Here is a 24,074-nt window from a genome sequence, read left to right on the forward strand (position 1 = left end):
AGAGATGTTATCTGCAGAAAAGGAGAAGTTATGTCAATGAAGCCCGTTAAGAGCGTCATTGCGGCGGCCCTGGCCGTTTCGACGATGGTGAGCCTCGCGGCATGTGGCGGATCCAACTCCAGCGATGGGGGAGCGAAGACCGCTGACGGCAAGACCGTCATCAAGATCCAGACCTTCAACAACTTTGGCTACGGCAAGGCCACCGCCGAGCGTCCGGGCGCCGATCTGTGGAGCCAGTACGAGAAGGAGCACCCGAACGTCAAGATCGAGGAGACCGTGGCCTCCGGCTCCGATGACGCCCGCTCCGCCTTCAACACTGCAATCTCCTCCGGCTCCGACGCCTATGACATCTACGCCGTGGATATCGCTTGGATGCCGTCCATCCTCGCCATGCCTGACTCCTTCATGGACCTGACCGATTACCTCAAGGGCAACGACTGGCTCGACTGGAAGGTCGAGGGTGCCAAGACCGCCGACGGCAAGACCATCGGCGCCGGCAACGACATCGGCCCGACCGCCCTGTGCTACCGCTCCGACCTGTTCGCCAAGGCCGGCCTGCCGACCGACCGTGATGAGGTCGCCAAGATGCTCGGCGGTAACGACGCCACCTGGGACAAGTACTTCGAGGTCGGCAAGCAGTACACCGAGAAGACCGGTCTGCCGTGGTACGACGCCATGGGCGGCATCTGGGCCACCATGAAGACCCAGCTTAAGGAAGCCTACGTCAAGGAAGATGGCACGGTCGTGGCCACCGGCGACAAGATCAAGAGCTTGTACGACCAGCTGACCGCCACCTCCGAGATGTCCGCCCACGTTTCCCAGTGGTCCGACGACTGGAACGCCATGTTCAAGTCCGACACCGGTTTCGCCACCATCATGTGCCCGGCCTGGCTGGTCAACAACATCAAGGGCAACTCCGGCTCCGACTTCAAGGGCTGGGACATCGCCGATGTGACCCCTGGCGGTGGCTCCAACCAGGGTGGTTCCTGGCTTGTGGTGCCGAAGACCTCCAAGGTCCAGGAGGAAGCCGCCAAGCTGGTTGCATGGCTGACCGCTCCTGAGCAGCAGATCGCCACCTTCAAGGCCGCCTCCAACTACCCGAGCTCCCCGAAGGCCATGAAGGACCCGGCCGTTGCCGACAAGACCGATGAGTTCCTGAACAACGCCCCGACCGGCAAGATCTTCGCCGATCGCGCCGAGGCCGTCAAGATCGTGCCCTACACCGGCGCCCAGTACTACGACATCGACTCCAAGTTCGGTGATGCACTCGGCCGTGTGGACGTGACCAAGGAGCAGACGCCTGCCCAGGCTTGGAAGCAGTACGTCGAGGACGTCAAGGCTCTGTCCTGACATCCATAAGTGATTGACAAAAGGTGCCGGTCGGCAGGTTTCCGGTCCGGCACCTTTTCATGTGGGGATTTTGCCAAAGGAGACATTATGGCCGCGAACAACGCAAAGCCAAAGGAATCATGGCGGACGAAGCTCGGTAACTTCGAATGGAAAGCTTCGCCGTACATCTACATCGCACCGTTCTTCATCCTGTTCCTGATCGTTGGTCTGTTCCCGCTGATCTACACCGTGGTGATCGCCACCCGTTCGTACAACACCCTGACCGGCGACGCCGGCCTCGCAGTGTGCGGCGCCACCTGCAACAGCACCACACCGTCCTGGTACGGCAACTTCTTGTGGGTGCTGCACCAGCCCGCCTTCTACGTCGCCCTGCGTAACTCGTTCAGCATCTTCCTGCTGAGCTCTGTGCCGCAGATCATCATCGCCCTGTGGCTCGCCTGGATCCTCGACGCCAACCTCAAGGCCAAGACCTTCTGGCGCATGGGCGTGCTCCTGCCGTACGTGGTCGCACCTTCCGCCGCAGGTATCATCTTCTCCCAGATCTTCTCCGACAAGATGGGCGCCATCAACGTGATTCTCCAGGAGATTGGTCTGCAGCCCATTATGTGGCACGGCAGCGCGATCTGGTCGCATCTCGCCATCGCCACCATCGTCAACTGGCGTTGGATCGGCTACAACACGCTGATTCTGCTCGCCGCCATGCAGGCCATCCCGCGTGATGTGCTCGAAGCGGCCGTCGTGGACGGTGCCGGCAAGTGGCGCACCTTCCGTTCCATCACCCTGCCGATGCTCAAGCCCACCCTGATCTTCGTCATCATCACCTCCACCATCGGCGGTCTGCAGATCTTCGATGAGCCGCAGCTGTTCCACAACGGTGCCAGCTCCGGCGGTGGCCCGAACAACCAGTACCTGACCGTGAGCCTCTACCTGTACAAGCTCGGCTTCGTGAACGTGACCCCCGGTCAGCCGAACCTGGGCCGTGCGGCCGCCGTGGCCTGGCTGCTGTTCCTCATCATCGTGGTGATCGCGCTGCTCAACTTCTACCTGACCCAGCGCATGGCCACCGGTGGCAAGAAGGGCGACAAGAAGGCCCAGAGGCTGTCCGCAGAGCGTAACGAGGCCGAACGCCAGCGCGCCATCCGTTCCGGCGCCAACGCCCGTGCCGCCGCAGGAATCGAGTAAGAGGGAATCATCATGGGTAAGGAATCAAACAAGAACGAACTCGGCACCCCGGTCCTCGAACAGGTCTATGGCAAGGGTGTGTCCAAGGCGGCTTCCCGCCAGCGCAAGGCCCGTCTGGGCATGACCTCCGAGGGCCGCAAGCCCGGCTGGGGCAGCTACCTGGGTCTGATCGTGACCCTGCTGGTCTTCGTGTTCCCGCTGTACTACGCGATTTCCATCGCATCCCAGGACACCCCGAGTAACCAGTACGGCGTCCAGGCGCTGATTCCGGGCTCCTCGCTGTTCCGCAACCTCGGCCGCGCCTTCGCCGAACTGAAGTTCTGGCAGGCCCTCGGCGGCACGTTCACCGTGTCCACCGTGGTCTCCATCTCCACCGTGTTCTTCAGCACCCTGGCCGGCTACTCCTTCGCCAAGCTGCGCTTCCGCGGCCGTAACGTGCTGCTGACCTGCGTGGTGGCCACCATGACCATCCCGCAGCAGCTGAGCGTGGTCCCGCTGTACATCATGGCCAACAAGGCCGGCCTGTACGGCAACCTGCTCGCCGTCATCATCCCCGGCCTGGTCAGTGCATTCGGCGTGTTCTGGATGACGCAGTACTTGCAGGACGCATTGCCCTACGAGCTCATCGAGGCGGCCCGTGTGGACGGCTGCTCCATGTTCCGCACGTTCCTCTCCGTCGGCCTGCCCGCGGCCAAGCCCGCTGCATCCATGCTGTTCCTCTTCACCTTCATCGGCCAGTGGACCAACTACTTCTGGCCCATGCTGGTGCTCGGCTCCAACAAGAACAGCATGCTCACCGTCGCGGCCTCCGCACTGAAGGGCGCCCACTTCACGGATTACACCATCGTGATGTCCGGCGTGCTCCTGACGACGTTCCCGCTGATCCTGCTGTTCTTCTTCGCTGGCAAGCAGCTGGTCTCCGGCATCATGGCCGGCGCCGTCAAGGGCTGATTGCAGACTTCTCTGTCCCCTTCTTCGGCGGTTTCCGGTTTTCCGCAAAAACGGAAGACCGGAAACCGTCCCCTCTTTCTTCCTTTTATTCCTTATATATAACCCTGTTTATATAGGCGAGTGATTTCGCCTTCAATCCAACCTCAAAGTCGAGGAGCTTCCCATGACTTTCACTTTCCCCAAAGACTTCACCTGGGGCACCGCAACCGCTTCCTACCAGGTCGAGGGCGCCATCCATGAGGATGGCCGTACTCCTTCCATCTGGGATACGTTCTGCGCCAGGCCGGGCACCATCGCCGACGGCACGTCGGGCGAGCGTGCCTGCGACCAGTACCACCGCTACATGGAGGACATCGAGATCATGAAGCGAATGGGTGTGGGTGCCTACCGCTTCTCCGTGTCCTGGTCCCGCATCATCCCCGAGCCGGACGGCAAGGTGAACATGGCCGGCGTCGATTACTACCTGCGCCTGCTGGACGCCCTGCGTGAGGCCGGCATCAAGCCCGCCTGCACCGTGTACCACTGGGATCTGCCCCAGTACCTCGAGGATTTGGGCGGCTGGCCGAACCGCGACACCGCCAAGCGTTACGCCGAGTACGCGCAGGTGCTCGCCGAACGGTTCGGCGACCGCATCGACACGTGGATCACGCTCAACGAGCCGTGGTGCGCCGCGTACCTGGGGTACGGCAACGGCGTGCACGCGCCGGGCATCAAGGACTACGCGAAGTCCCTCCAGGCCGTGCATCACCTCAACCTCGCGCACGGCCTGGGCACCCAGGCGATCCGTTCCGTGCTTGGCGACCAGGCCCGCATCTCCGTGACGCTGAACCCGTCGGTCAACATCGCCGAGACGGACGCGCCGGAGGACATCGCGGCCAAGCGGCGCGCCGACCTGATGAACAACGAGGTCTTCTACGGGCCGATGCTCGAGGGCCGCTACGATCCGGACATCTTCGAGGCCACCGCGGACATCACCGACTGGTCGTTCGTCAGGGACGGCGACCTGGAGACGATCCACCAGCCGCTGCAGGTGCTGGGCCTGAACTACTACTCCACCTCGCATGTGCGCGCGGCCGCCCCGGGCAACGTCAACGAGGGCGTGCCGGCCCCCGCGCAGGACATCGTGGAGTTCCTGCCGCCGACCGGCGAACTGACCGCGATGGGCTGGAACCAGGAACCGCATGGCCTGACCACATTGCTGACAGAGCTCGGCACCCGCTTCCCCGACCTGCCGCTCATGGTCACCGAGAACGGTTCCGCTTGGGACGACGTGGTGTCCGAGGACGCCGCGGCCCCCGGCGGCAAGATCGTGCACGACCCGCAGCGCGTCAACTACATGAACCAGCACATCCGCGCGGTCGCCGACGCGATCGAGGCCGGCGCGAACGTCACCGGCTACTACGCATGGTCCCTGCTGGACAACTTCGAATGGGCCTTGGGCCTGAGCAAGCGGTTCGGCATCATCCGTGTCGACTACGACACCGAGGAACGCATCTGGAAGGACTCCGCCCTGCGCTACGGCGAGATCGTCAAGGCCAACGCCATCTGACGATTCCCCGACCTCCGGAACCATACGACGTGTGCCCGCCGGATAACGACCGGCGGGCACACAGCCCGTCAGCCGTCACCCACCAGCAGCCATACCCTCCAAAGGATCATGAATCAATGAGTCATGAGGAAGACATCTCGTCCCGGATCGCCCTTCCCATGCCGACCATGATCCGTTTCCTCACGGGTTTCTTCCTCTGTGGCCTGCTGTGGATGACGGCTTTCAATTCCGCCAGCATGGTGCTGCTCCCGCAACGCCTCAAGGACGACGGGTTCGCCGACCCGAACGGCATGATCGCGCAGCTCAACGCGGCGGGCGCGATCGTGGCGTTATGCGCGAACATCGTGTTCGGTTCGCTTTCCGACCGGTCGCGCTCGCGGTTCGGACGCCGCACGCCGTTCATGATCGGCGGCGCCATCGCATCGGGAACCTGCCTGTTCCTGGTGGCGGTCGCGCAGCAGACGGTCACCATCATCGCGGCCTGGTGCGGTTTGCAGCTGTTCCTCAACGCATTGCTGTCGCCGACCCTCGCCACATTGTCGGATCGGATTCCCGGCAGCCTGCGCGTGCGCATGTCCGTGGCATACGGGCTCGGCACCACCACCGGCAATGCGCTCGGCACCATGCTCGGCGCGATGTTCCACGAACAGAAGACCGTCGGCTTCGCCGTCGCGGCCTGTCTGCTGGCGTTGGACGGCCTCATCGTCACGACCATATGGCCCAAGGAACCGTCCGCCGCGAACCTGCCGAAGGCCGGCGACGGCGTGGCCGCGATTCTGAAAAGCTTCAAACCGCCCACCCGCGGGGCGTCGGACTTCTACAAGGCGCTGGTCGGCCGGTTCTGCCTGATGCTCGCCTACAACATGGTGTTCGCCTACCAGCTCTATATCCTCGAAAGCTATCTCGGGCAGAACGCCAAACAGGCCGCGGCCACCATCGCGGTGCTGTCGTCGTGCACCATGATTGCAAGCCTCACCGGCATGATCGTCAGCGGCGTCATTGCGGAGCGATGGGGGAGAAGGAAGCCGTTGCTCATCATCGCCGCGATACTGCTGGCTTGCGGATTCCTTACTCCCCGGCTGGTGCCTTCGGTGCCGGGATTCTATATATACGGCGTGCTGGCCGGACTCGGATACGGCACCTACAACGCCAGCAATCAGGCGCTCAGCATCGATGTCCTGCCGAACAAGGACGAGGCCGGCAAGGGGCTGGGCATCCTGAACCTCGCCAATACATCCGGCATGATTCTGGTCGCGGTCATCACCTCTTCGATGTACGCGGTATGCGGAACCTACCGGCCGGTGTTCATCGGCGCGGCATTGATGGCGCTGATCAGTGTTCCGTGCATCGCGACCATCAAGTCCGCCCGGTAGGTTCCCGTGACAACGAACAATGGGTGGAATCCCGGGAAGCCGAGGTTCCACCCATTGAAAACATGTCTGCGCAGTTACTGCCTGTTTTGGCCTTGATACCGGCAGTAACTGCGCGGGATACGAGAGGTTGCTTACTTCACGACCTTGAAACCGCCGGTCCACGGGGTCTGCTCGGTCACGCCGAGGACGATCTGCAGGGCGCCGTAGCCCTCGAGGTACTGGGCGCGCTTGAGCGGGCCGGCGTCCACGGTCTTCAGGCCGGCGGCCTCGATGAAGGCGGCCACGGACTTCTTGGCGTCCTCGTCATCGGAGGCGAGCTGCACCACGGTCGGGGCGCCGTCGTTCTCACCGGTGGCGAGCGTGGCGGCGAAGGTGGTGTTGAAGCCCTTGACCACCTTGGACTCCGGCAGCTTGGCGGCCACATATTCGGCGGCGGACTTGAAACCTTCCGGCAGGGCCAGATCGAAGGTGGTGAAGTCGATCGGGTTGGCCACGTCCACCACGGTCTTGCCGGCCAGCTGATCGGCATACGTGGCGAGCACCTCGTCGTAGGCCGGGAACGGCAGGGCCAGCACCACGATGTCGCCGGTGGCGGTGGCCTCGCCGAACTTCGCGCCGGTGACGCCGTTCGCGGCCGCGGCGGCCTTGTCCGGGTTGCGGTCGATGACCTGCACGTTCGCGCCGGCCTTGACGGCGATGCCCGCCACGGCGGAACCGATGTTGCCCGCGCCGAAGATGGTGATGTTGCTCATGGTAAGTCCTTTCGATGGTCGCCGTTGCCGGCACGTTTTCCGCTGATTTGTTGCCTGCGACTGCTTGGTTGCCTCGGTCGGTATCCGTTGCGTTCGCGTTGTTGCCAGTATGCACCTCAACAAGAGATATTTCAAACTGAGATATATCGAGAGGATTTATATCAAACTGAAAAACGTTGGAATTTCGGCGCTTGTGACGTTGCGCCCACCTTCGGCTTCCGGCGTGTCGTTCTGAGATATCTCGGCTTGAGATATCATGAACATATGATGAACACCGTAGAACTCATGACCTTGGGCTTCCTCTCGGAGGAGCCGTTGTGCGGCTATCGGCTGCGCAAGAAGATGGACCAGCTGCAGGGCTATATGCAGGCGGTCTCCGACGGCACCCTGCATTCCGTCACCAACAAATTCGTCAAGGCCGGCTACATCGGCGAGACCTTCAACGTGGTGAACGGCCGCCGGCTGCGCGAATTCCATCTCGAACCGGCCGGGCGCGACGTACTCATTGAGGAGCTGAAGAACACAAGCGGCTACAACCTCACCAACATCACCAAATGGGCGGTCGTCATGTCGTTCCTCTCCGTCATCCCCGACGAAGCCGACCGCCGCGCCGTGCTGTGCAGGCGTCTCGAATCGCTGGGCTCCGACGTGCGCCGGCTGTACAGCGACGGCGAGGGGCCCATCGACAACGACAAGGTGGCCGACAAGTACCGTCGCGCAGTGCTCATGATCCACGACGCCGAAATCGACGCCGAACGCCAGTGGCTCATGGAGGAGCTCGGCGAGTGAGCGATGCGGAAGACACGGCCGGCGTCGCCGATTCGCCGGTCCGTGTGCCGACTGCGGCCGATATCGAAGCGCTGTACGACCGTATGGAACGCGAAATCGGCCCCACGAACTGGTGGCCGGCGGACAGCACGTTCGAGATCATGGTGGGTGCGGTGCTCACGCAGAACACCGCCTGGGGAAACGTCGACCGTTCGCTCGGCGCGCTCAAGGCGGCCGGGGCTCTGGAGCCGCATGCGATCGCGGCATTGGAATCGCATGCGTTGCAGGATCTGATCCGCCCGTCCGGCTTCTATCGGAACAAGGCGAAGGCGCTGCAATCGTTGAGCCGATGGTACATCGACCGGTGCGGCGCGCGTCCGGAAGGCGCGGCGGACATCGCCGACGACGAGCTGCGCGCAGAGCTGCTGGGATTGTTCGGCATCGGCGGGGAGACGGCGGACGACCTGGTGTTGTATGTGTTCGGCCGCCGCGCCTTCGTGTCCGACACCTATGCGCGGCGGCTCTTCGTCTTTCTGGGATTCGCCGTGCCATCCGGATACCCTGCATTCCACAGGACCTTTGCGCCGGCCGTATTGGCGACTGGTCTGGATGTCGCGCAACTGCAGGAATTCCACGGTCTCATCGACGAATACGGCAAGGCGTATCGCACTGAAGAGGCCAAAGCGGAATCATTCCTGCACGGCTTCAAGATGTGAACGGACCTTCACCACCACATACCAGACAAGCAGCGCCACCACGATGGCTGCCACCGCATACTGGAACTTATCGAGGAACCCTAGGATTGAGCACCAACCTGCCCCCAGCACATAACCGGCCATGACCAGAATCGTGTTCCATACCGCGGAACCCAGCGTGGTGAGTAGTGTGAACTTCATGAGATTCGTGCGGGCGATGCCGGCGGGAATCGAAATCAGCGAACGCGCGATCGGGATCACGCGGCCGATGAGCACTGAAGCCAAGCCGTATTTCGCGAACCAATCGTTGGCCTTGTCGATGTCGGAAGCGTCGGTGAGCGGCATCAGATCGAACAGTTTGCGCATGCGTGTGGCACCAATCGCATAGGCGATGGCATACAGCACCAGTGCTCCGATCACGGAGCCGATGGTCGCGCCGGCGATGGCTTCAATAAGGGTCATGCGGCCTTGCGCTGCGGTGAAGCCGGCCAATGGCAGGATGACCTCGCTGGGAATCGGCGGGAACAGGTTTTCGAGGAACACGGCGATGCCGGTGCCAAGCCAGCCCATGAGGGACATAAGGCCGACGAGCCAGTCCGTGATCGCGCCGATGAATCCGCCCGTGGAAACCGGGCACTGCGTAATGGTTGCAATGTTCATGGCACTCACGCTATGGTATGCGTGCTTATGCGAGTCTAAGACACTGATATTGGCTGGTTGCAGCGGTAATCATGCATTTTGCGTATAGCAAATCATCGTTGTTTTCTATTGGACGGATAAGGTCAACGGCGATTCAATGGAGCTGAACATTGTGATGGAAGGAATCGCTATGAGTAAGAAGATTCTGGTTACATACTTTTCCGCCACCGGTACTACCGAGGCGGTGGCGGAACGTCTGGCGAAGGCGATCGGCGCGGATCTGACCGAGATTGAACCGGCCGAACCGTACACCGCGGCCGACGTGAACTGGCGCGACACCGCGAGCCGTTCGTCCGTTGAGCATGCCCACCGCGACATGCGTCCGGCGTTGGCCAAGCCGATTGACGTGAAACCGTATGACGTGGTGTTTGTCGGCTACCCGCTGTGGTGGGAGACCGCGCCGCGCGTAGTGCGCACGTTCCTGGAAAGCGAGGATTGGGCGGGCAAGACCATCGTGACGTTCGCCACGTCCGGTTCCAGCACCCGTGGCGCCGACGGCGTGCAACTGCACGATTCCGCGCCGACCGCACATTGGGTCGCCGGCCGTCGTCTGGCCGCCAACGCCAAGGAATCCGAACTCGCCAAGTGGGTCGGCGGACTCGATCTGTAACGAAGAAAGGACATTCAGTCATGGAAAATCCGAGCGCATTCCCGATGGGCAAACCGAACGATGCCTTCGCCCAGTATTTCGAAGGCCAAAGCTACCTGGCTCCGCTCGCCGGTGATGATCAGGTGAACGTGGCCAACGTGACCTTCGAGCCCGGCTGCACGAATCACTGGCACATCCACCACGGCATCTGCCAGATTCTGCTGGCCGTGGGCGGGCGTGGCTACTACCAGATCGAAGGCCAGGAGCCGGTGGAGCTGAAGCCGGGCGAGGTGGCCTACATCCCGCCGGACACCAAGCACTGGCATGGCGCCGCGCCGACCGAGGCATTCGCCCATGTGGCCGTCATGCCCAAGAAGGAAGGCGCCTCCACCGAATGGCTGGAGCCGGTCGACGAGGAAGCCTACAGGAAGCTGGCGTGACGGCTCAATCGCCCCTTGTTTATCCGTCGATGACGGGTAAATCTGTTTGAAGCCTCACTAAGTATGCGGCCGAACCAAGATTCCGCATACATAGTGAGGCTTCGAGCCCTAAAACCCTCACTAAGTATGCGGGTGCTTCGTTGAGCCGCATACTTAGTGAGGGTTTCCGCGTATCTGGCCTCCGAAAGCGGCTCCTAACTGCCCGCTACCGCATTTCCGGCGGCTTGTACTGGTCGTCGGCGGTGAAACAGGTGCGGTAGACCATCGCCATGATGAGGCTGTCGGCCACCAGGGTCAGCGCGGCGATGGCGGCGAACACCACGAACTGGTACTTGGCAGCCTCAAGCGGGTCGCCGCCGGCGATGACCTGACCGGCCATCATGCCGGGAATCGTCACGATGCCGCAGGATGCCAGCGTGGCCGTTGTGGGCAGCAGACCCAGCCGGATCGAGGAGACGATCGAAGGTCGGGCGGCCTCCCAGGCGGTGGAGCCCAGGGCCAGGAGCGTGTCGATTTCGTCACGGCGCTCGTTCATGCTCTCGTAGAACCGGCTCAGGCCCACGGCCAACGCGGACACGGTATTGCCGAGCAGCATGCCGGTCAGCGGCACCACGAGCTGCGGCGCATACCATGGGTGCGGGCGCACCACGAGCTCCGTGACCAGCGAGATCATGAGCAGCATCGTGATGGTCAGACTCAGCAGCACCGGACCGGCGAGACCTTTCGGTATGCCCTTGGCGCGCGAGAGCGTGATCTGCACGGCGGCCACCAGCATCACTGCGATCACCGCGAACACGAGGAACACGTTGTTCGTGCGGATCACATAGCCGATGATGAAGCCCATCGCGCACAATTGCAGCAACGCGCGGCATGCGGACCACAGCAATGTCTTGCCGATGTTGATGCGCATGAGCTCGCTGATGCCGGCCGCGACGGCCACCATGGCCAGAGCGACCAACAGGCCCCAGATGTCAATATCGTATGCGTTACCTGTCATGCCTGGTGTCTTCCTTCATATTCACGATTCGCTCCCTCAGTCCGCTTTGCGGACGGTCCCCCTCAGGGAAGGGCGCCGGCAGCGGGGTCATGCCTGCGCCCCGGTCTTCGTGGTCTTCTCGGTCAGTGTTCCGTTGGCCAGGGTCACGATTCGGGAGGCGCGGCCATCCGGCGGGCGGTGACGGATACGGATGATCGCCATGCCGCCGGCTGCTGCGGTGGCCATGATATCCGCCACCTTCTCGGCGTTCTCGTCATCCAGGCCGGCGTCCACCTCGTCCGCCAGCAGCACCTTCGGTTCGGTCAGGAGCGTGCGCGCCAGTGAGACGCGCGCCGCCTGGCCTCCGGACAGGTCATGCGGCGGACGGGCGAGGTCGATATCCTCGCAACCCATCGCATCCAACGTCATGCGGATCTTCTGATCGGTGAGCAGTCTGCGCGCCTGCTGGTCGTTGTTGCGGAACAGCGCCACGAACCTACGGCCCAGACCGACCTTGCCGATGCGATGTGGCGAGGAGGGCGCGCCGGTGGTATTGACGGGCGCGGCATGGGGAGTGGAGACATCGGCCGTAACGTCTGCCTTGACGGCGTCACTTGCGTTGCCAATGCTGTCGGCCCCCGCGCGAATCACCAGCGTGAACGGCAGACGAATCGCATCGGCCACCGTCTCGCCCGGCAGAATCGGTTTCTGCGGCAGATACGCCACCTCATGCCGCCACTGCTGCGGCGTGAACTCATCGGAATCATGCCCGTCCAGCGTAAACGAGCCGGTCGCATGCGGGTTCAGTCGTGCGAACGCCGTCAGCAGACTGCTCTTGCCGGAGCCGGACGGCCCGACCAGATCCACGATCTCACCGGGGGCAATCGCAAATTCAAGATTCTTGAAAATCGTGCGGCGCTCGCCTTGCGTCGGCACGATGCATGTCACCCCGTTCGCGGTGAATACGTTCTCCGTACTGCTCATATTGGGCACGTTACTTCGCCGGCGGCATTGCGCCAACGTCCGCGCGTTTCTTAGCGGACTCTTAGATGCTTGGCGGTCTGATATAACCGTAGGAAAAGGCTTATCGCCGAGCCGAATACGCGCACCGGGCCGGTTCACCTCGTGAAAGTTCTCTGCAGGGGCAGGTCTTTACGAAGGTTTCCATGGACGGGATCGCGGTTGTTCGGGCTGGGCAATGCGAATGCGAAGGTATGCGGATGACGACGGCGAACGATTACGCGACCGATCCGGGACGACTGCTGCTGCCGGCCGTGCTGTTCATCGAGGACGATCCGAATCTGGGATCGATGACCGCGGAAATGCTGGGACTGGATTATCGCGTGGACTGGGTGCAAACGATTGCGGATGCACGGGGCAGGCTTGCCGCGGACACGTACGACGTGATGATCGTGGACCGCCGTCTGCCGGATGGTGACGGATTGGACCTGATTCGTGGCCTGCGCGCGGCCGGGGTCGCCACGCCCGCGCTGGTGCTGACCGCGCTCGCCGAAGTGGACGACATCGTGGACGGACTGGATGCCGGGGCCAACGACTATCTCACCAAACCGTTCCATGTGGTGGAGCTTGAGGCCCGGCTGCGCGCGCTGCTGCGCGGGTTCCACGCGCAGGCGGCGAGCATCATGATCGGCGACTGGCTGCTGAAACCCGGCTCCAACATCATCGAGGATCCGGATGGGCGGACGGTGCCGCTGACCGACGTGGAATCGAAGTTGCTCGCCACCCTTGCCGCGGCGCCGGACCATGTGTTCAGCCGCGAGGAACTGCTGAAGAATGCGTTCTCGACCGGCAGCGACATCGGTGCCGTGGACGTGTACGTGTCATACGTACGCGGCAAAACCACGCGCGGCATCATCGCCACCGTGCGCGGCAAGGGCTATCGGATCGGGCGGCCGCAGGATTAGACGGCGGTTTCGTTGGCGCTCCCCATCAGGGGAGGCGACGGTCCAGCCGTCTGCGGAATGGTTCGGCGGGGCCTGATTGGATGAGGAACGGCATGAGGAAGGATGAACAATGTCGAATGACTCGCGGTCGGACAAGCATGCAGGCACACATACGGACAAGCATGCGGACACACGTCGGCCCGGCAGCGTTGCCGGCCTGATCAGCCTGCGCATGACCATCGCGATGACCATCATCACCGTGGTGGGCGGGCTCATATTCGTGGCGGGCGTGCTGCTCGGCTCGTGCCACGAGTTCACCGAGCGCGGGCTTGACCCGAATGCCATGTCCGTCACCGAACAGTTCGGCTCGGGCACGATGGTCATCGACACCAGAAAGGCCGTGGGATTCACCGTGCTGTTCGTGTTCGGCGTCATCGCGGCCGTGGCGTTGATCGGGCGATACTACTCGCACAAGGAGGTCGCGCCGTTGGAGCACGCCTTCGAACTGCAGAAGGACTTCGTGGCGGACGCCAGCCACGAGCTCAAAACACCGTTGGCGGTCATCTCCACGCGCATCGACCTCATCGAATTCCGGCGGGCCCATGGCCAGCCGATCGACGGTGCCATAGACGACCTGCGCGGCGATGTGGACCGTATGAACGCCATCATCACCGATCTGCTGGTGGCCGCGCGCGGTGCCGTGGACGCCAGGCCGGTGGCGCTCGCCGAGGTGATGAGCCAGTCCATCGATTCGGTGAGGCCGCTGGCGGACAAGCGCGGCGTGGGCCTAAACACCCATATCGACGGGGATCCGGCGCGGTTCGTGGTGCGCGGCAATGCCGTGGGACTGTCGCGCTGCCTGGTGGCGGTGCTCGACAATGCCATCGCGCATTCCCCGGCGGATTCCTCGGTCACGATCTCGCTCGGCTACCATCATCACGGCGACGTGGCCATTCGCGTCGCCGATTGCGGCAGCGGCATCGGCTCGAATCCGGAGCGACTGTTCCGCAGGTTCGCGCGCGATGACGACGGCACCGAACATCAGGGCTACGGGCTGGGACTGGCGTTGGCCCGCGACGTGGCCAGCCGATACGACGGCACGCTGAGTGTGGAATCCACGTCGGATTCCGGCACCACGATGCTGATCACCCTGCCGTTGGCCGCATAGCACCGGTCAGACCGTCGCAAGTTCGCGGATGCGTTCGATGAACGCGGCGACGGCGGGGGAGGGGTCGCGCGGATACAGCAGGCCGTAGGACAGGCCCACCGGTTCGGGCCAATCCACCGGCACGTTCACCAGTTGCGGATGCACGTCCGCCCACATGGGCTTGGAGATGAGCAGGTCGCCGGCCTGCGCGCATGCGTTGAACGTGTCCAATCCGTAGTGGTCGATGTCGACGAGCTCGATGCCGGCATGCCGGGAGAGCAGGTCGCGGGCGGTCTCGTCGCCGCCGTGATGTTGGGCGATGATGTGGACGCGCGTGCCTGTCAGGTCGTCCAGTGTGATGATCGGCAGGCGGGCGAGCGGGTGCTCGCGCGGCACGGCAAGGCACAGCGGCTCGTAGTCAAGCACTAGGGTGCCGCAATACCGGCTCCAATAATCGGCGTCGAACGCGGTGGACACCATGTCGATATCCTGACCCAGATGGGCGATAATGCTGTTGATGGTCGTGGTGTTGTCCGCAAGGGAGACCAGTTCCAGACGGATCTCCGGGTGCTTGCCGGCGTCCTTCTGCCACAGGTCGAGGATGCGGCGGCCGGAGCGCAGCACGGAGACGCCGAGACGCACCGGTTCGACATTGGCGGCGGAGCGACGCCGCGTGCGACTGATGAGCTCCCTGCATTGGTGCATGATGCCGCGCGCGTCGGCGACGAAATCGCGGCCCTGAGGGGTGAGCTCCACGCCGCTGCGGGAACGGACGAACAGGGTGAGGTCGTATTCCGTCTCGAACGTGTTGATCTGCTTGGCCAGGGCCGGGGTGGAGATGTGCAGTTCGTGCCCGGCCTTGGCGAAACTGCCGGTGTCCGCCGCCGCGATGATGGCGTCCAATCGCTTGTCGTACATGATGAAACCGGCCTGCCTTTCTTGGAATGCTCCCCTTGGTCGGCTATACCGACAGCTCCATCGGCGAGAAGCCTTCGGTATGCTGACTTTCTGGCTCCCCTCGCTGAGGACATGCCGTGAAGCAAACAGCAGAGCTGTTTGTAGGCAATGTGCGAGACGACGGTCGAGCCGGCACAACGCGAACGGAGTTCGTCATTAATTGCAGGACGAGCTGCCGGTCGGAGACCGACTGAGGGAAGCGGTTATAAACTATTAGTTTACAACCCATAAACCACAATCATTCACAAACGCATATCTTTCAACATTTCACAAGCGTACAGTATCTCACGCAGTAACCAAAAGTATATGTATGAAGGATACCTGTGAGTTCCGTATCGAAGCATTCCGCAAACCTCACCACGGCTGCGGCGGCCATCGCCTCGTTCCTGGCCGGCATGGACGTGCTCATCGTCAACGTGGCGCTGCCCACCATCGCATCCGACCTCGGCGGCGACATGGCCGTACAGCAGTGGGTGGTGGACGGTTACACGCTCCTGTTCGCGGCCCTGCTGCTCTTCGCCGGCAGTCTCGCGGACCAGTTTGGCGCCAAACGTATCTTCCTCATCGGCGCGACGCTGTTCGGTGCCGCCTCGCTGTTCTGCTCGTTCGCATGGTCGATGATGGCCCTGGTCGCCGGCCGCTGTGTGCTCGGCATCGCCTCGGCCCTGCTGCTGCCGGCGTCGATGTCGCTGATCAACGAGGCCAGCCCGAATCCGCGATATCGCGCGTGGGCATTGGCGCTCTGGGGTGCAGGCGGCGCTTCGGCCTCGGCCGTCGGGCCGCTGCTCGGTGGATTGCTGACGCCGATCCACTGGAGCCTGGTGTTCGCCATCAACGTGCCGTTCTGCCTGGCCATTCTGGCGGTCGCCCCGCGCATCGTGCCCTCGCCTCAACGCCCCACCCGATTCGATTGGATCGGCCAGATCCTGGCGTTGATCGGATTGGGGACGTTGGTCGCGGGCATCATCGAAGTCGGCTCCGCCGGTATCGCAGCTCCCGTGACGCTGCTGCCGCTCCTGGCCGGCGTGGCGGCGCTCGTGGCGTTCGCGTATTCGCAGACCAAGGTCGCCGCCCCGATGATGCCGCTCGGCCTCTTCCGCGTGCGCGGCATGCAGGTGGCGTTGCAGATCGGATTCATCATGATCTTCAACTGGTACGGCATGGTGTTCATCTGCACGATGTTCCTGCAGAACGAGTTGCACATGAACCCGTTCATGGCCGGACTGGTGTTCGTGCCGTCCGCGTTCGTGACCATTGTCGGCAACCTGACGGGCGGGCGCATTGTCACCGCACGCGGCTCGAAGTTCTCGATCACCCTGGGACTGGCCATCATGATCGCCGGGTTCATGTTCGAGTTTCTGACCCCTCAGCCGATTCCGGTGTGGGTGATCGCCACGGGGCTGAGCGTGGTCGGATTCGGAGCGGCCATCACCACGCCGGCGGCCGCGGGGGTGGTCCTGAAAAGTGTGAACGCCTCGCAGGCCGGCATCGCCTCCGCCATGTTCAACACCTTCCGCCAGGTCGGCGGTGCCATCGGCGTGGCGGTATTCGGCGTCATCGCCACATTCCTGCCCTCGCTGGACCTTGCCCTGCGCTGCGTGTTCCTAGCCTCCGCGCTGCTGCTCGCGTACGTGCTGGCATTCGAACTCCTGCGGTGGAAGGATGCCCCCATGACTGCCGCGGCCGCCGAATCGGTGGCATAATCGGGAATTGCTGGGTCATCAACGTCGAGGATGAATGGAGATGGTGGCGAATGGCACAGGAGCAGGATGGCGCGGCGGCGTCGAACGTGAAAAACGTGAAGAATGCGAACGATATCAAGGTGATCGCCAACGTCGGCACGGGCACGATGGGCCATGCCATTACGTTGCAGTTCGCGCTCGCTGGCTACCAAACGCGCCTGGTCGGCCGCAGCGAGGCCTCGCTTGACCGCGGCATGGCCCGCATTCGGGCTGACGCCGAGACGTTCGCCGGTGCTGGGCTGCTGTATGAAGGCGAATCCGTGGACGATGTGCTCGCTCGCATCACGCCGGTCGTCGGCTATGAGGAAGGCGTGACGGATGCCGATTTCGTCATCGAATCGGTGGCGGAAAACCTGGAGGTCAAGCAGGATGTGTGGCGAGAGATCGAGCGGTTCGCGCCCGAGGACGCGATTTTCGCCACCAACACGTCGGGGCTCAGCCCGACCGCCATTCAGTCGGTACTGCAGCATCCCGCGCGATTCGTGGTCGCCCACTTCTGGAACCCGGCGCAACTGATGCCGTTGGTGGAAGTGGTGCCCGGCGCCCACACCGACCCGCATGTGGTGGACGTGACCTTCGACCTCATGAATCTCATCGGCAAGAAGCCGGCGAAAATCAAGAAGGAATCGCTGGGCTTCGTGGGCAACCGACTGCAGATGGCCGTGCTGCGCGAGGAATTCCACATCATCCAGGAGGGCATCGCCGACGCCGCCACCGTGGATGACGTGATGAAGTACAGCCTCGGCCGCCGCTGGAACCTGGTCGGCCCGGTGGCCAGCATCGACCTTGGCGGCCTCGATGTGTTCTACAACATCAGCACCTACCTGTTCGACGACATGGACAACGGCACCGGCCCCTCGCCGCTGCTCGCCGAAAAGGTCAAGGAGGGCAACCTCGGCGCCAAAACCGGGCGTGGCTTCTTCTCCTGGCAGGGCGAGGACGGCAAGCGCGTCATCGAGCAACGCGACAAGGCCCTGCTGCGCGCACTCAAGGAGGATGCCGCCGCAGCCGGATAGTAACCTGCCGAAAGCCGGGCTCCGTTACTCCCACACGTCGAGCTTGCGGTCCTTGAAGTAGTATTCCCGGTCCTTCTCGCCGATCGGGCGCACGGCCTTGCAGGGCACGCCATAGGCCACGGTGTCCGCCGGAATGTCGTGGCTGACCACCGAACCCGCGCCGATGACGCAGTTGTCGCCGATGGTCACGCCCGGCAGGATCGTCACGTTCGCGCCGACCCACACGTTGCGGCCGATGGTCACCGGAATCGCGTACACGTAGTGATGCTCGCGCAGCACCGGCAGCACCGGGTGGCCGGCGGTGGCGATGACCACGTTCGGGCCGAACATGCACCAGTCGCCGATGGTGATGTCCGCGTCGTCCACGCAGGTGAAGTTCACGTTGCAGTAGACGCCCTTGCCCATGTGCACATGGTGGAAGCCCCAGTTGGCGCGCGCCGGTGTCTCCATATGGCATCCGTCGCCGATCTCGGCGAACATCTCCTTGAGGAGTCGTTGTTTGCCTTCCGCGTCGGTGGGGTGCGTCCGGTTGAACTCCCACAGCTTCTCCTGGTATTCGAGTTGGCCGCCCATGATGCTCGGATCGTCATAGTGATACGGCACCTGCTCTTCGCGCCGCTTCGCGTTGTCCATTGATGGCCTCCTATAGTCGCGTGATTCCAACGATGTTTGCGTTATCATTATAGGTTGCCGCAGTGCGATGGGCCAGCGGGGCGTATAGCGGAGTCGCGATCCTCACTAAGTATGCGGCTCAACGGAACGCGCGCATACATAGTGAGGATTGGGCCCCTTGAATCCTCACTATGTATGCGGTTCCTTGGTTCGGCCGCATACTTAGTGAGTATTGCGGCGGCGTGAGGTGTGCTGCCGTGACGTGATGCGTGAGAAGGCCAATCTGCGGAGACGGCCGGCGGCACCGGCGGCCTCTCGCATAACCGGTGCCGTGTGCGTTGTGTTCGTTGCCTACGTCGCCTGTCCATCGGCATCCGTCGCCCGCTCGAAGAACGGATTCATGGTGACCATAGGGACCCCGGCCTCGAGCAACTTGCGGATCAGTGGCGTCTGCTGCACGGTCTCGTCGTAATTGGTCCGGATGATCGTCGACACGCCGGCTTTGCGCAAGCCTGCTTCTCGCTCCTGCTCGGCGTTCACCACCTGTTGGATGTTCCGGCGATTGGTCATCGTGGGATCCACATATTTGGCGGTACCGTCAAACTCCAATACGATGATGCGCCCCGCGGGCGTGTGCCAAACGAAATCCACCCGATATTCCTTCCACGGGGCATCGGGATTGGTGAATGCATGCTGCAGATCGGGAACCACGAACCCGGCTTCGATGATGACGGCGCGACACAAGGATTCACCGCCGTTCTCGCTGAGCGGATTCATGTAGTGCGCAAGTCTTAACGCGCGACTGCAATCCGTTCGCGATTGATCGCAAACCTCGATGATTTGCTCGGTGGTAACGAGCTTTCTGCGTGCCGCGGAATCGAACATGGGCAAGGCATGCATGAATGAGAACTGCAATCCGCAGTCGACCAGGGTCTGTGCGGGGGAGGTTGTCGGTACGATATTGGTGATCTCCGGCTTTCTTCCGCCAATCGTTATGTTGGCTATTCGCGGTGATTCAGGCGGTAACGCAAGGAACAATGTGCCGATTCCACTGCCTGTGCGGTAATGCAGCATGGTCGTGACTGTCGTCGTTGAAGCGTGGATGCGCTGTATGCCTTGGTATGTGCGTGCGGACGTTCCCGTCTGTTGTGTGACGAATACGACGTTGTCGCGATGAAGGCTCCAGCTGTAGTCCAATTGCAGGATCGCCGCCGCGCTAAGGCCCGCAAACACCCGATTGGGGAATTGTCGGGAAAGCGTTCGAATGATATGGCGTGATTGCTCCGCCGGATTCAGCGACTTCCAGTAATCGGTGCGTGCGTATGCGTTGCGGAAGGTTCGTGTCACATAACCATTGCGAATTCGTACGAGGACGGCTTGGCGCAAGGTGTTGGTCGGCGGGTGGAAACAACGTAGGTTCTGCTCGGCGTCGTTGATGAGTCGGTCAAGGGCATGGTGCGTTCTCATGATGCCATGGTCAAATGCGAGGCGTTGGCTTGGCAAGTCGAAACGGGGTATGTGGTTCCAGCTTCGGTCGGCCGGTCTGGCGCTGTGGATAACCCGATTGCGACTGTGCGACGGTGTGAAGCCGTGTTCGTTTGCTGGGGCATTGCGGGTCTGATGGAGCTGCGTGGGTGCTGAATGGTGTTGACTGTCCGTGACTTGACTTTGCGTCCTCACTATGTATGCGGCTGAACCAAGTACCCGCATACATAGTGAGGATTCGGGGGTTTCAACCCTCACTATGTATGCGGGCGCTTCATTGGGGCGCATACATAGTGAGGGTTAAGTGCGCGCGAGGCATACGGTTGGACGGTTGGGCGGATGGGCGACTGGGCGACTGGGTAACGCCATCGGGACCAGCGACTCGCGGCCGTGGCCCGCCAAGGCTGTCGCACGATGGGCATGCGCGCCTGACATGTGCGCGCCAGACCAATAGCGTCGGTATGCGTTCTGAGACCTCAGCCGTCTTCTGCCGGGAACGGCGTCGACGTATCAGGCCGAAAGGAACGCCTGATACTGCTTGGCGGTTTCGGCCAACGCCTCGTCGGAAAGCTCCATTGCGCCGAAGACCACGAAGGGCTCGCGCCAGGCGGCGTGCACGTAACGGGCCATCATGCGGTAGGGCGACAGCACTTCGCGCATCGTGGCGCCGTTGTCTTCCGGCTGGTATTCGCCTTCCGGGCCGCCCGCGGTGGTGGCCACCGTGATTTCCTTGCTTTCGAGCGCCTTGCCGTCCGGCCCGTATGCCCAGCCGAACGCCAGCACCTGATCCTCCCATTCCTTGAGCAGGGCGGGGGAGGAGTACCAGTAGAGCGGGAACTGCAATACGATGCGGTCGTGTGATTCGATGAGCCGCTGTTCTGCGGCGACGTCGATCCTGCCGTCCGGGTACTGCGCGTATTCGTCGCGCACGGTGACCTCGTCTGCGGGCAGTTCCTGTGCCGCGGCCATCAACGCCGCGTTGGCGCGGGACTTGCTCATGTCCGGGTGAAATACCAGTACCAAAGTCTTCATGGGGGAACCTTTCTGCCTTGTGGGTCGCGAATGCCGATAATGCGGCGACATTGCCGCTCCTATCGTACTGCCATCGATATGCCGTTTCGCGCAGCCGTGCGCAACCGCGGCTGTTGGCGTGCGGTCCGGCATGTGGTCAACAATATGGACACCCTTGTGTCGCGGATTAGCGTAGGCCCCATGGTCGTATGGGATTCCGCGCAATACCTGCGCTTCAAGAACGAACGCACGCAACCTTCGCGTGATTTGGCGATGCAGCTGCCTCCCGATGACGGCAGTGTCAAGCGTGTGCTGGACATCGGCTGCGGACCGGGCAACAGCACCGCGGTCCTGCGCGAACGCTACCCGCATGCGGAGATCCTCGGCATCGATAATTCTCCGGAGATGATCGATGCCGCGCGTAAGGCCCATCCCGATATCGATTTCGCGCTGTGCGACGTATCGCAGCCGGACGAGCTCGCCGCGCTGCCGGATGACTTCGATGTGGTGTTCTCCAACGCATGCATCCAATGGGTGCCCGACCATGAGCGACTGATCCCGGAACTGCTTGCGCGCCTGAAGCGTGGCAGCATGCTGGCCGTGCAGACGCCGATGAACTATGAGGAACCGATCCACCGCATCATCGCTGAAGTCGTGCACTCGCCGGACTATGCGGATCGACTGCCGCAGCAGCGGGAATTCTATAATCTGACGCCGCCTGATTATTGGGAATTGCTGCATGAACACGCGGCAAGTTTCCGTATGTGGAAGACCTCGTACATGCATACGTTGCCTTCGCATGAAGCGATTATGGATTGGTATCGCGGCACGGGGTTACGCCCATATCTGCAGGCGCTGCCGGATGATGAGTCGCGCGCGAACTTCGAGGCCAAGGTATTCGCCCAAGTGCGTGAAGCCTACCCGACCCAGTCGGACGGCAGCATCATCTTCCCGTTCCCGCGATTCTTCTTCACCGCAGTGAAGTGATGCGGGTTGGGTTTCGACAGCGGTTGCGGGTCGTGGGAAGGCTCGCGCAAGGAAAGGAAAGCTTGTGATTGCCTCGCATCACAATCGGGTGGTGATCGTCGGAACCGGCAGCGTGGGTTCGGCGGTGGCCAGCGCCATCGTGGAGCAGGGATTGTGCAATGAGCTGGTGCTCATCAACCATAATCCGGATAAAGCAAAAGGCTTGGCTATGGATTTGGCCGACGGCTCCGAATTCCTCGGCCGGTTCATCACCATCCGGCCGGGTGGCTGGGATGATTGCGCCAGCGCCGATGTGGTGGTCATCACGGCCGGGCCGAAACCGAAGCCGGGCGAGACTCGTATGCAGGAGCTCGATGCGGCCATCGACATTGTGGATCCGATACTGAAGAACATCAGGGATTCGGGTTTCGATGGCATTTTGATCATGGTGTCGAATCCGGTTGACGTGTTGAGCTGGTTCGCGTGGCGACGTACCGGTTTGCCGCGCGCGCAGGTGTTCGGTTCGGGCGCCGCACTCGATACTTCCCGTATGAAAGCGATTATCGGCACAACCACGCATCTCGATCCGCGATTGGTGTCGGGGTATGTGATTGGCGAACATGGCGATTCACAATTTGTGCCGTGGTCCACGGTTTCGTTCATCGGCAAATCGTTCGCGCAGTATTTGGAGGACAATCGCGACCGATATCCGGGGGTCACGCTTGCCGGCATCGAAGAGCAGACCCGCAGGCGAGGCCTCGACATCAAAGGATTGCGCGGCGGAACCAGCTACGGTATCGCCGCAACCGTCGCCGGGCTGATTCGAACGATCTTGTGGAACGAACGCAGCGTCGTATCCGTATCCACATTGATAAGCGGCGAATACGAATATGGGGAACGGGGTGTATTCCTTTCGCTCCCGGTTGCGCTCGATGGCAGTGGCGTGGGCGACTTCGTCGACCTTCATCTCAACAGTGAGGAATTGGCGAAATTCCACGCTTCCGCTGCCGTGGTGCGGGAGCATTGCGCGCTGATTGCTGACCGATTGGGGGCTTGAAGGCAAAAACGGCTCCTTCGTGGTGGAAGGAGCCGTGGATGATTGAAGAAGGTTCTGTTAAACCAAGATTGACATGAATCCATGTCTGACTACCCCTCAATCGGCTTCGCCGCCAGCTCGTCCTGCAATTGAGGACGAACTTCGTTCGCAGTCTGTTGGCTCGACTGTCGTCTCGCACATCGCCTACAAACAGCTCCGCTGTTTGCTTCACGGCAATGTCCTGACAAGGGGAGCCAAGAATAAGGGCCATGTCAATCTTGGTTTAACAGAGCCTTGAAGAAACCTTGGGTTACTTGGTCAGGTAATCCTTGTAGTTCTTGACGGCCTCGGCCAGCGCCTCATCGGAGATGCCGAAGGAGCCGAAGGTCACGAACGGCTTGATCCAGGTGGCGTTGATGTGGTTGGCAGTGCCCTGGAACGGCACGAGCACCTGCTCGATCTTGAACTTGTTGTCGCCCTCCGGCTGGTACTTGGACTCCGGGGAGCCGGTGGAGACGGCGACGCCGAACTCCTTGCCCTCGAAGGCGTGGCCTTCGGAGCCGTACGCCCAGCCATGCTCCAGCACGTCGTCCTCCCAGGTCTTGAGCAGGGCGGGGGAGGAGAACCAGTACAGCGGGAACTGGAACACCACGCGATCGGCGGCCTCGACGGCGGCCTGCTCGGCCTTGACGTCGATCTTGCCGTCCGGGTACAGCGCGTACTCGTCGCGCACGGTCACGTTCTCCAGGCCCTCGGCGGCCTCGGCCAGTGCGGCGTTGACGTGGGACTGGCCCTTCAGGGACGGGTGGAATACGAGCACCAGGGTCTTCATGTTGCCTCTCCTTTGCGAGTGGGTGTTCACATGGCTCGCTGA

At 62.2% G+C, this 24,074-nt stretch carries 24 protein-coding genes; 15 read left to right on the plus strand and 9 right to left on the minus strand.

Annotated elements, in window-relative coordinates; translation table 11 throughout:
• Positions 1–36: 36 nt before the first annotated feature.
• The 5 genes from KIH81_RS10035 to KIH81_RS10055 all read left to right on the plus strand — a co-directional run bounded on the left by KIH81_RS10035 (position 37) and on the right by KIH81_RS10055 (position 6,405).
• Positions 37–1,350, plus strand: a complete 1,314-nt coding sequence (locus KIH81_RS10035) for an ABC transporter substrate-binding protein (RefSeq protein ID WP_214305184.1) — start codon at positions 37–39, stop codon at positions 1,348–1,350.
• Positions 1,351–1,437: 87 nt separating this feature from the next.
• Complete coding sequence (locus KIH81_RS10040) at positions 1,438–2,532, plus strand: carbohydrate ABC transporter permease (protein WP_214305185.1); 1,095 nt, start codon at positions 1,438–1,440, stop codon at positions 2,530–2,532.
• A 12-nt stretch (positions 2,533–2,544) separates the two neighbouring features.
• A complete protein-coding gene (locus KIH81_RS10045; RefSeq protein WP_236029511.1) occupies positions 2,545–3,483 on the plus strand; it encodes a carbohydrate ABC transporter permease in 939 nt (312 codons plus the stop codon).
• Positions 3,484–3,646: 163 nt separating this feature from the next.
• On the plus strand, positions 3,647–5,032 hold the full coding sequence (locus KIH81_RS10050) for a GH1 family beta-glucosidase (RefSeq protein WP_214305186.1): 1,386 nt from the start codon (positions 3,647–3,649) through the stop codon (positions 5,030–5,032).
• Positions 5,033–5,148: 116 nt separating this feature from the next.
• Positions 5,149–6,405, plus strand: a complete 1,257-nt coding sequence (locus KIH81_RS10055) for an MFS transporter (RefSeq protein WP_214305187.1) — start codon at positions 5,149–5,151, stop codon at positions 6,403–6,405.
• A gap of 131 nt (positions 6,406–6,536) precedes the next feature.
• On the opposite strand, the gene KIH81_RS12125 is transcribed toward KIH81_RS10055, so the two are convergent.
• Positions 6,537–7,292, minus strand: coding sequence for an NADPH-dependent F420 reductase (locus KIH81_RS12125; protein WP_338024760.1), 756 nt, complete (start codon positions 7,290–7,292; stop codon positions 6,537–6,539).
• A 129-nt stretch (positions 7,293–7,421) separates the two neighbouring features.
• Here KIH81_RS12125 and KIH81_RS10065 point away from each other — a divergent pair, with 129 nt between their 5' ends.
• On the plus strand, positions 7,422–7,946 hold the full coding sequence (locus tag KIH81_RS10065) for a PadR family transcriptional regulator (RefSeq protein WP_236029514.1): 525 nt from the start codon (positions 7,422–7,424) through the stop codon (positions 7,944–7,946).
• An 83-nt stretch (positions 7,947–8,029) separates the two neighbouring features.
• A complete protein-coding gene (locus tag KIH81_RS10070) occupies positions 8,030–8,641 on the plus strand; it encodes an endonuclease III domain-containing protein (RefSeq protein WP_214305232.1) in 612 nt (203 codons plus the stop codon).
• On the opposite strand, the gene KIH81_RS10075 is transcribed toward KIH81_RS10070, so the two are convergent.
• The gene (locus KIH81_RS10075) at positions 8,615–9,280 is read right to left on the minus strand and encodes a DedA family protein (protein ID WP_214305188.1); all 666 of its coding nucleotides are present in this window, start codon (positions 9,278–9,280) and stop codon (positions 8,615–8,617) included. The two genes, KIH81_RS10070 and KIH81_RS10075, sit on opposite strands and share 27 nt — an antisense overlap.
• Positions 9,281–9,449: 169 nt before the next feature.
• Here KIH81_RS10075 and KIH81_RS10080 point away from each other — a divergent pair, with 169 nt between their 5' ends.
• Positions 9,450–9,929, plus strand: coding sequence for a flavodoxin (locus tag KIH81_RS10080; protein ID WP_214305189.1), 480 nt, complete (start codon positions 9,450–9,452; stop codon positions 9,927–9,929).
• Positions 9,930–9,949: 20 nt separating this feature from the next.
• On the plus strand, positions 9,950–10,348 hold the full coding sequence (locus tag KIH81_RS10085; protein WP_214305190.1) for a cupin domain-containing protein: 399 nt from the start codon (positions 9,950–9,952) through the stop codon (positions 10,346–10,348).
• Between the two features lie 205 nt (positions 10,349–10,553).
• On the opposite strand, the gene KIH81_RS10090 is transcribed toward KIH81_RS10085, so the two are convergent.
• Positions 10,554–11,345, minus strand: coding sequence for an ABC transporter permease (locus tag KIH81_RS10090; RefSeq protein ID WP_214305191.1), 792 nt, complete (start codon positions 11,343–11,345; stop codon positions 10,554–10,556).
• An 87-nt stretch (positions 11,346–11,432) separates the two neighbouring features.
• A complete protein-coding gene (locus tag KIH81_RS10095) occupies positions 11,433–12,308 on the minus strand; it encodes an ABC transporter ATP-binding protein (protein WP_214305192.1) in 876 nt (291 codons plus the stop codon).
• 236 nt (positions 12,309–12,544) lie between these two features.
• Between KIH81_RS10095 and KIH81_RS10100 the strand changes: the two genes are divergently transcribed.
• On the plus strand, positions 12,545–13,249 hold the full coding sequence (locus KIH81_RS10100) for a response regulator transcription factor (protein ID WP_214305193.1): 705 nt from the start codon (positions 12,545–12,547) through the stop codon (positions 13,247–13,249).
• A 109-nt stretch (positions 13,250–13,358) separates the two neighbouring features.
• The gene (locus tag KIH81_RS10105; RefSeq protein ID WP_214305194.1) at positions 13,359–14,396 is read left to right on the plus strand and encodes a sensor histidine kinase; all 1,038 of its coding nucleotides are present in this window, start codon (positions 13,359–13,361) and stop codon (positions 14,394–14,396) included.
• 6 nt (positions 14,397–14,402) lie between these two features.
• Here the strand turns inward: KIH81_RS10105 and KIH81_RS10110 are convergent, their stop codons facing one another.
• Positions 14,403–15,293, minus strand: a complete 891-nt coding sequence (locus KIH81_RS10110) for a LysR family transcriptional regulator (RefSeq protein WP_214305195.1) — start codon at positions 15,291–15,293, stop codon at positions 14,403–14,405.
• Positions 15,294–15,655: 362 nt separating this feature from the next.
• On the opposite strand from KIH81_RS10110, the gene KIH81_RS10115 reads away from it, so the two are divergent.
• A complete protein-coding gene (locus KIH81_RS10115) occupies positions 15,656–17,035 on the plus strand; it encodes an MFS transporter (protein ID WP_338024761.1) in 1,380 nt (459 codons plus the stop codon).
• Positions 17,036–17,085: 50 nt separating this feature from the next.
• On the plus strand, positions 17,086–18,090 hold the full coding sequence (locus tag KIH81_RS10120) for a 3-hydroxyacyl-CoA dehydrogenase family protein (protein ID WP_214305196.1): 1,005 nt from the start codon (positions 17,086–17,088) through the stop codon (positions 18,088–18,090).
• 24 nt (positions 18,091–18,114) lie between these two features.
• On the opposite strand, the gene KIH81_RS12220 is transcribed toward KIH81_RS10120, so the two are convergent.
• The 3 genes from KIH81_RS12220 to KIH81_RS10135 all read right to left on the minus strand — a co-directional run bounded on the left by KIH81_RS12220 (position 18,115) and on the right by KIH81_RS10135 (position 21,219).
• The gene (locus KIH81_RS12220; protein ID WP_274608221.1) at positions 18,115–18,723 is read right to left on the minus strand and encodes a sugar O-acetyltransferase; all 609 of its coding nucleotides are present in this window, start codon (positions 18,721–18,723) and stop codon (positions 18,115–18,117) included.
• Positions 18,724–19,053: 330 nt separating this feature from the next.
• Positions 19,054–20,169, minus strand: coding sequence for a CTP synthase (locus tag KIH81_RS10130; RefSeq protein WP_236029515.1), 1,116 nt, complete (start codon positions 20,167–20,169; stop codon positions 19,054–19,056).
• Positions 20,170–20,697: 528 nt separating this feature from the next.
• Positions 20,698–21,219, minus strand: a complete 522-nt coding sequence (locus KIH81_RS10135; RefSeq protein WP_214305198.1) for an NAD(P)H-dependent oxidoreductase — start codon at positions 21,217–21,219, stop codon at positions 20,698–20,700.
• 180 nt (positions 21,220–21,399) lie between these two features.
• Between KIH81_RS10135 and KIH81_RS10140 the strand changes: the two genes are divergently transcribed.
• Both KIH81_RS10140 and KIH81_RS10145 read left to right on the plus strand, forming a co-directional pair.
• Positions 21,400–22,185 carry a methyltransferase domain-containing protein gene (locus tag KIH81_RS10140; RefSeq protein WP_214305199.1) on the plus strand — a complete coding sequence of 262 codons (786 nt, stop codon included), beginning with the start codon at positions 21,400–21,402 and terminating at the stop codon, positions 22,183–22,185.
• A 64-nt stretch (positions 22,186–22,249) separates the two neighbouring features.
• Positions 22,250–23,221, plus strand: a complete 972-nt coding sequence (locus KIH81_RS10145; protein ID WP_214305200.1) for an L-lactate dehydrogenase — start codon at positions 22,250–22,252, stop codon at positions 23,219–23,221.
• Between the two features lie 289 nt (positions 23,222–23,510).
• On the opposite strand, the gene KIH81_RS10150 is transcribed toward KIH81_RS10145, so the two are convergent.
• Positions 23,511–24,032 carry an NAD(P)H-dependent oxidoreductase gene (locus KIH81_RS10150; RefSeq protein WP_214305201.1) on the minus strand — a complete coding sequence of 174 codons (522 nt, stop codon included), beginning with the start codon at positions 24,030–24,032 and terminating at the stop codon, positions 23,511–23,513.
• Between the last annotated feature and the right edge of the window lie 42 nt (positions 24,033–24,074).

The organism is Bifidobacterium miconisargentati, from assembly GCF_019331675.1.
In the GTDB taxonomy this organism is placed as follows: domain Bacteria; phylum Actinomycetota; class Actinomycetes; order Actinomycetales; family Bifidobacteriaceae; genus Bifidobacterium; species Bifidobacterium miconisargentati.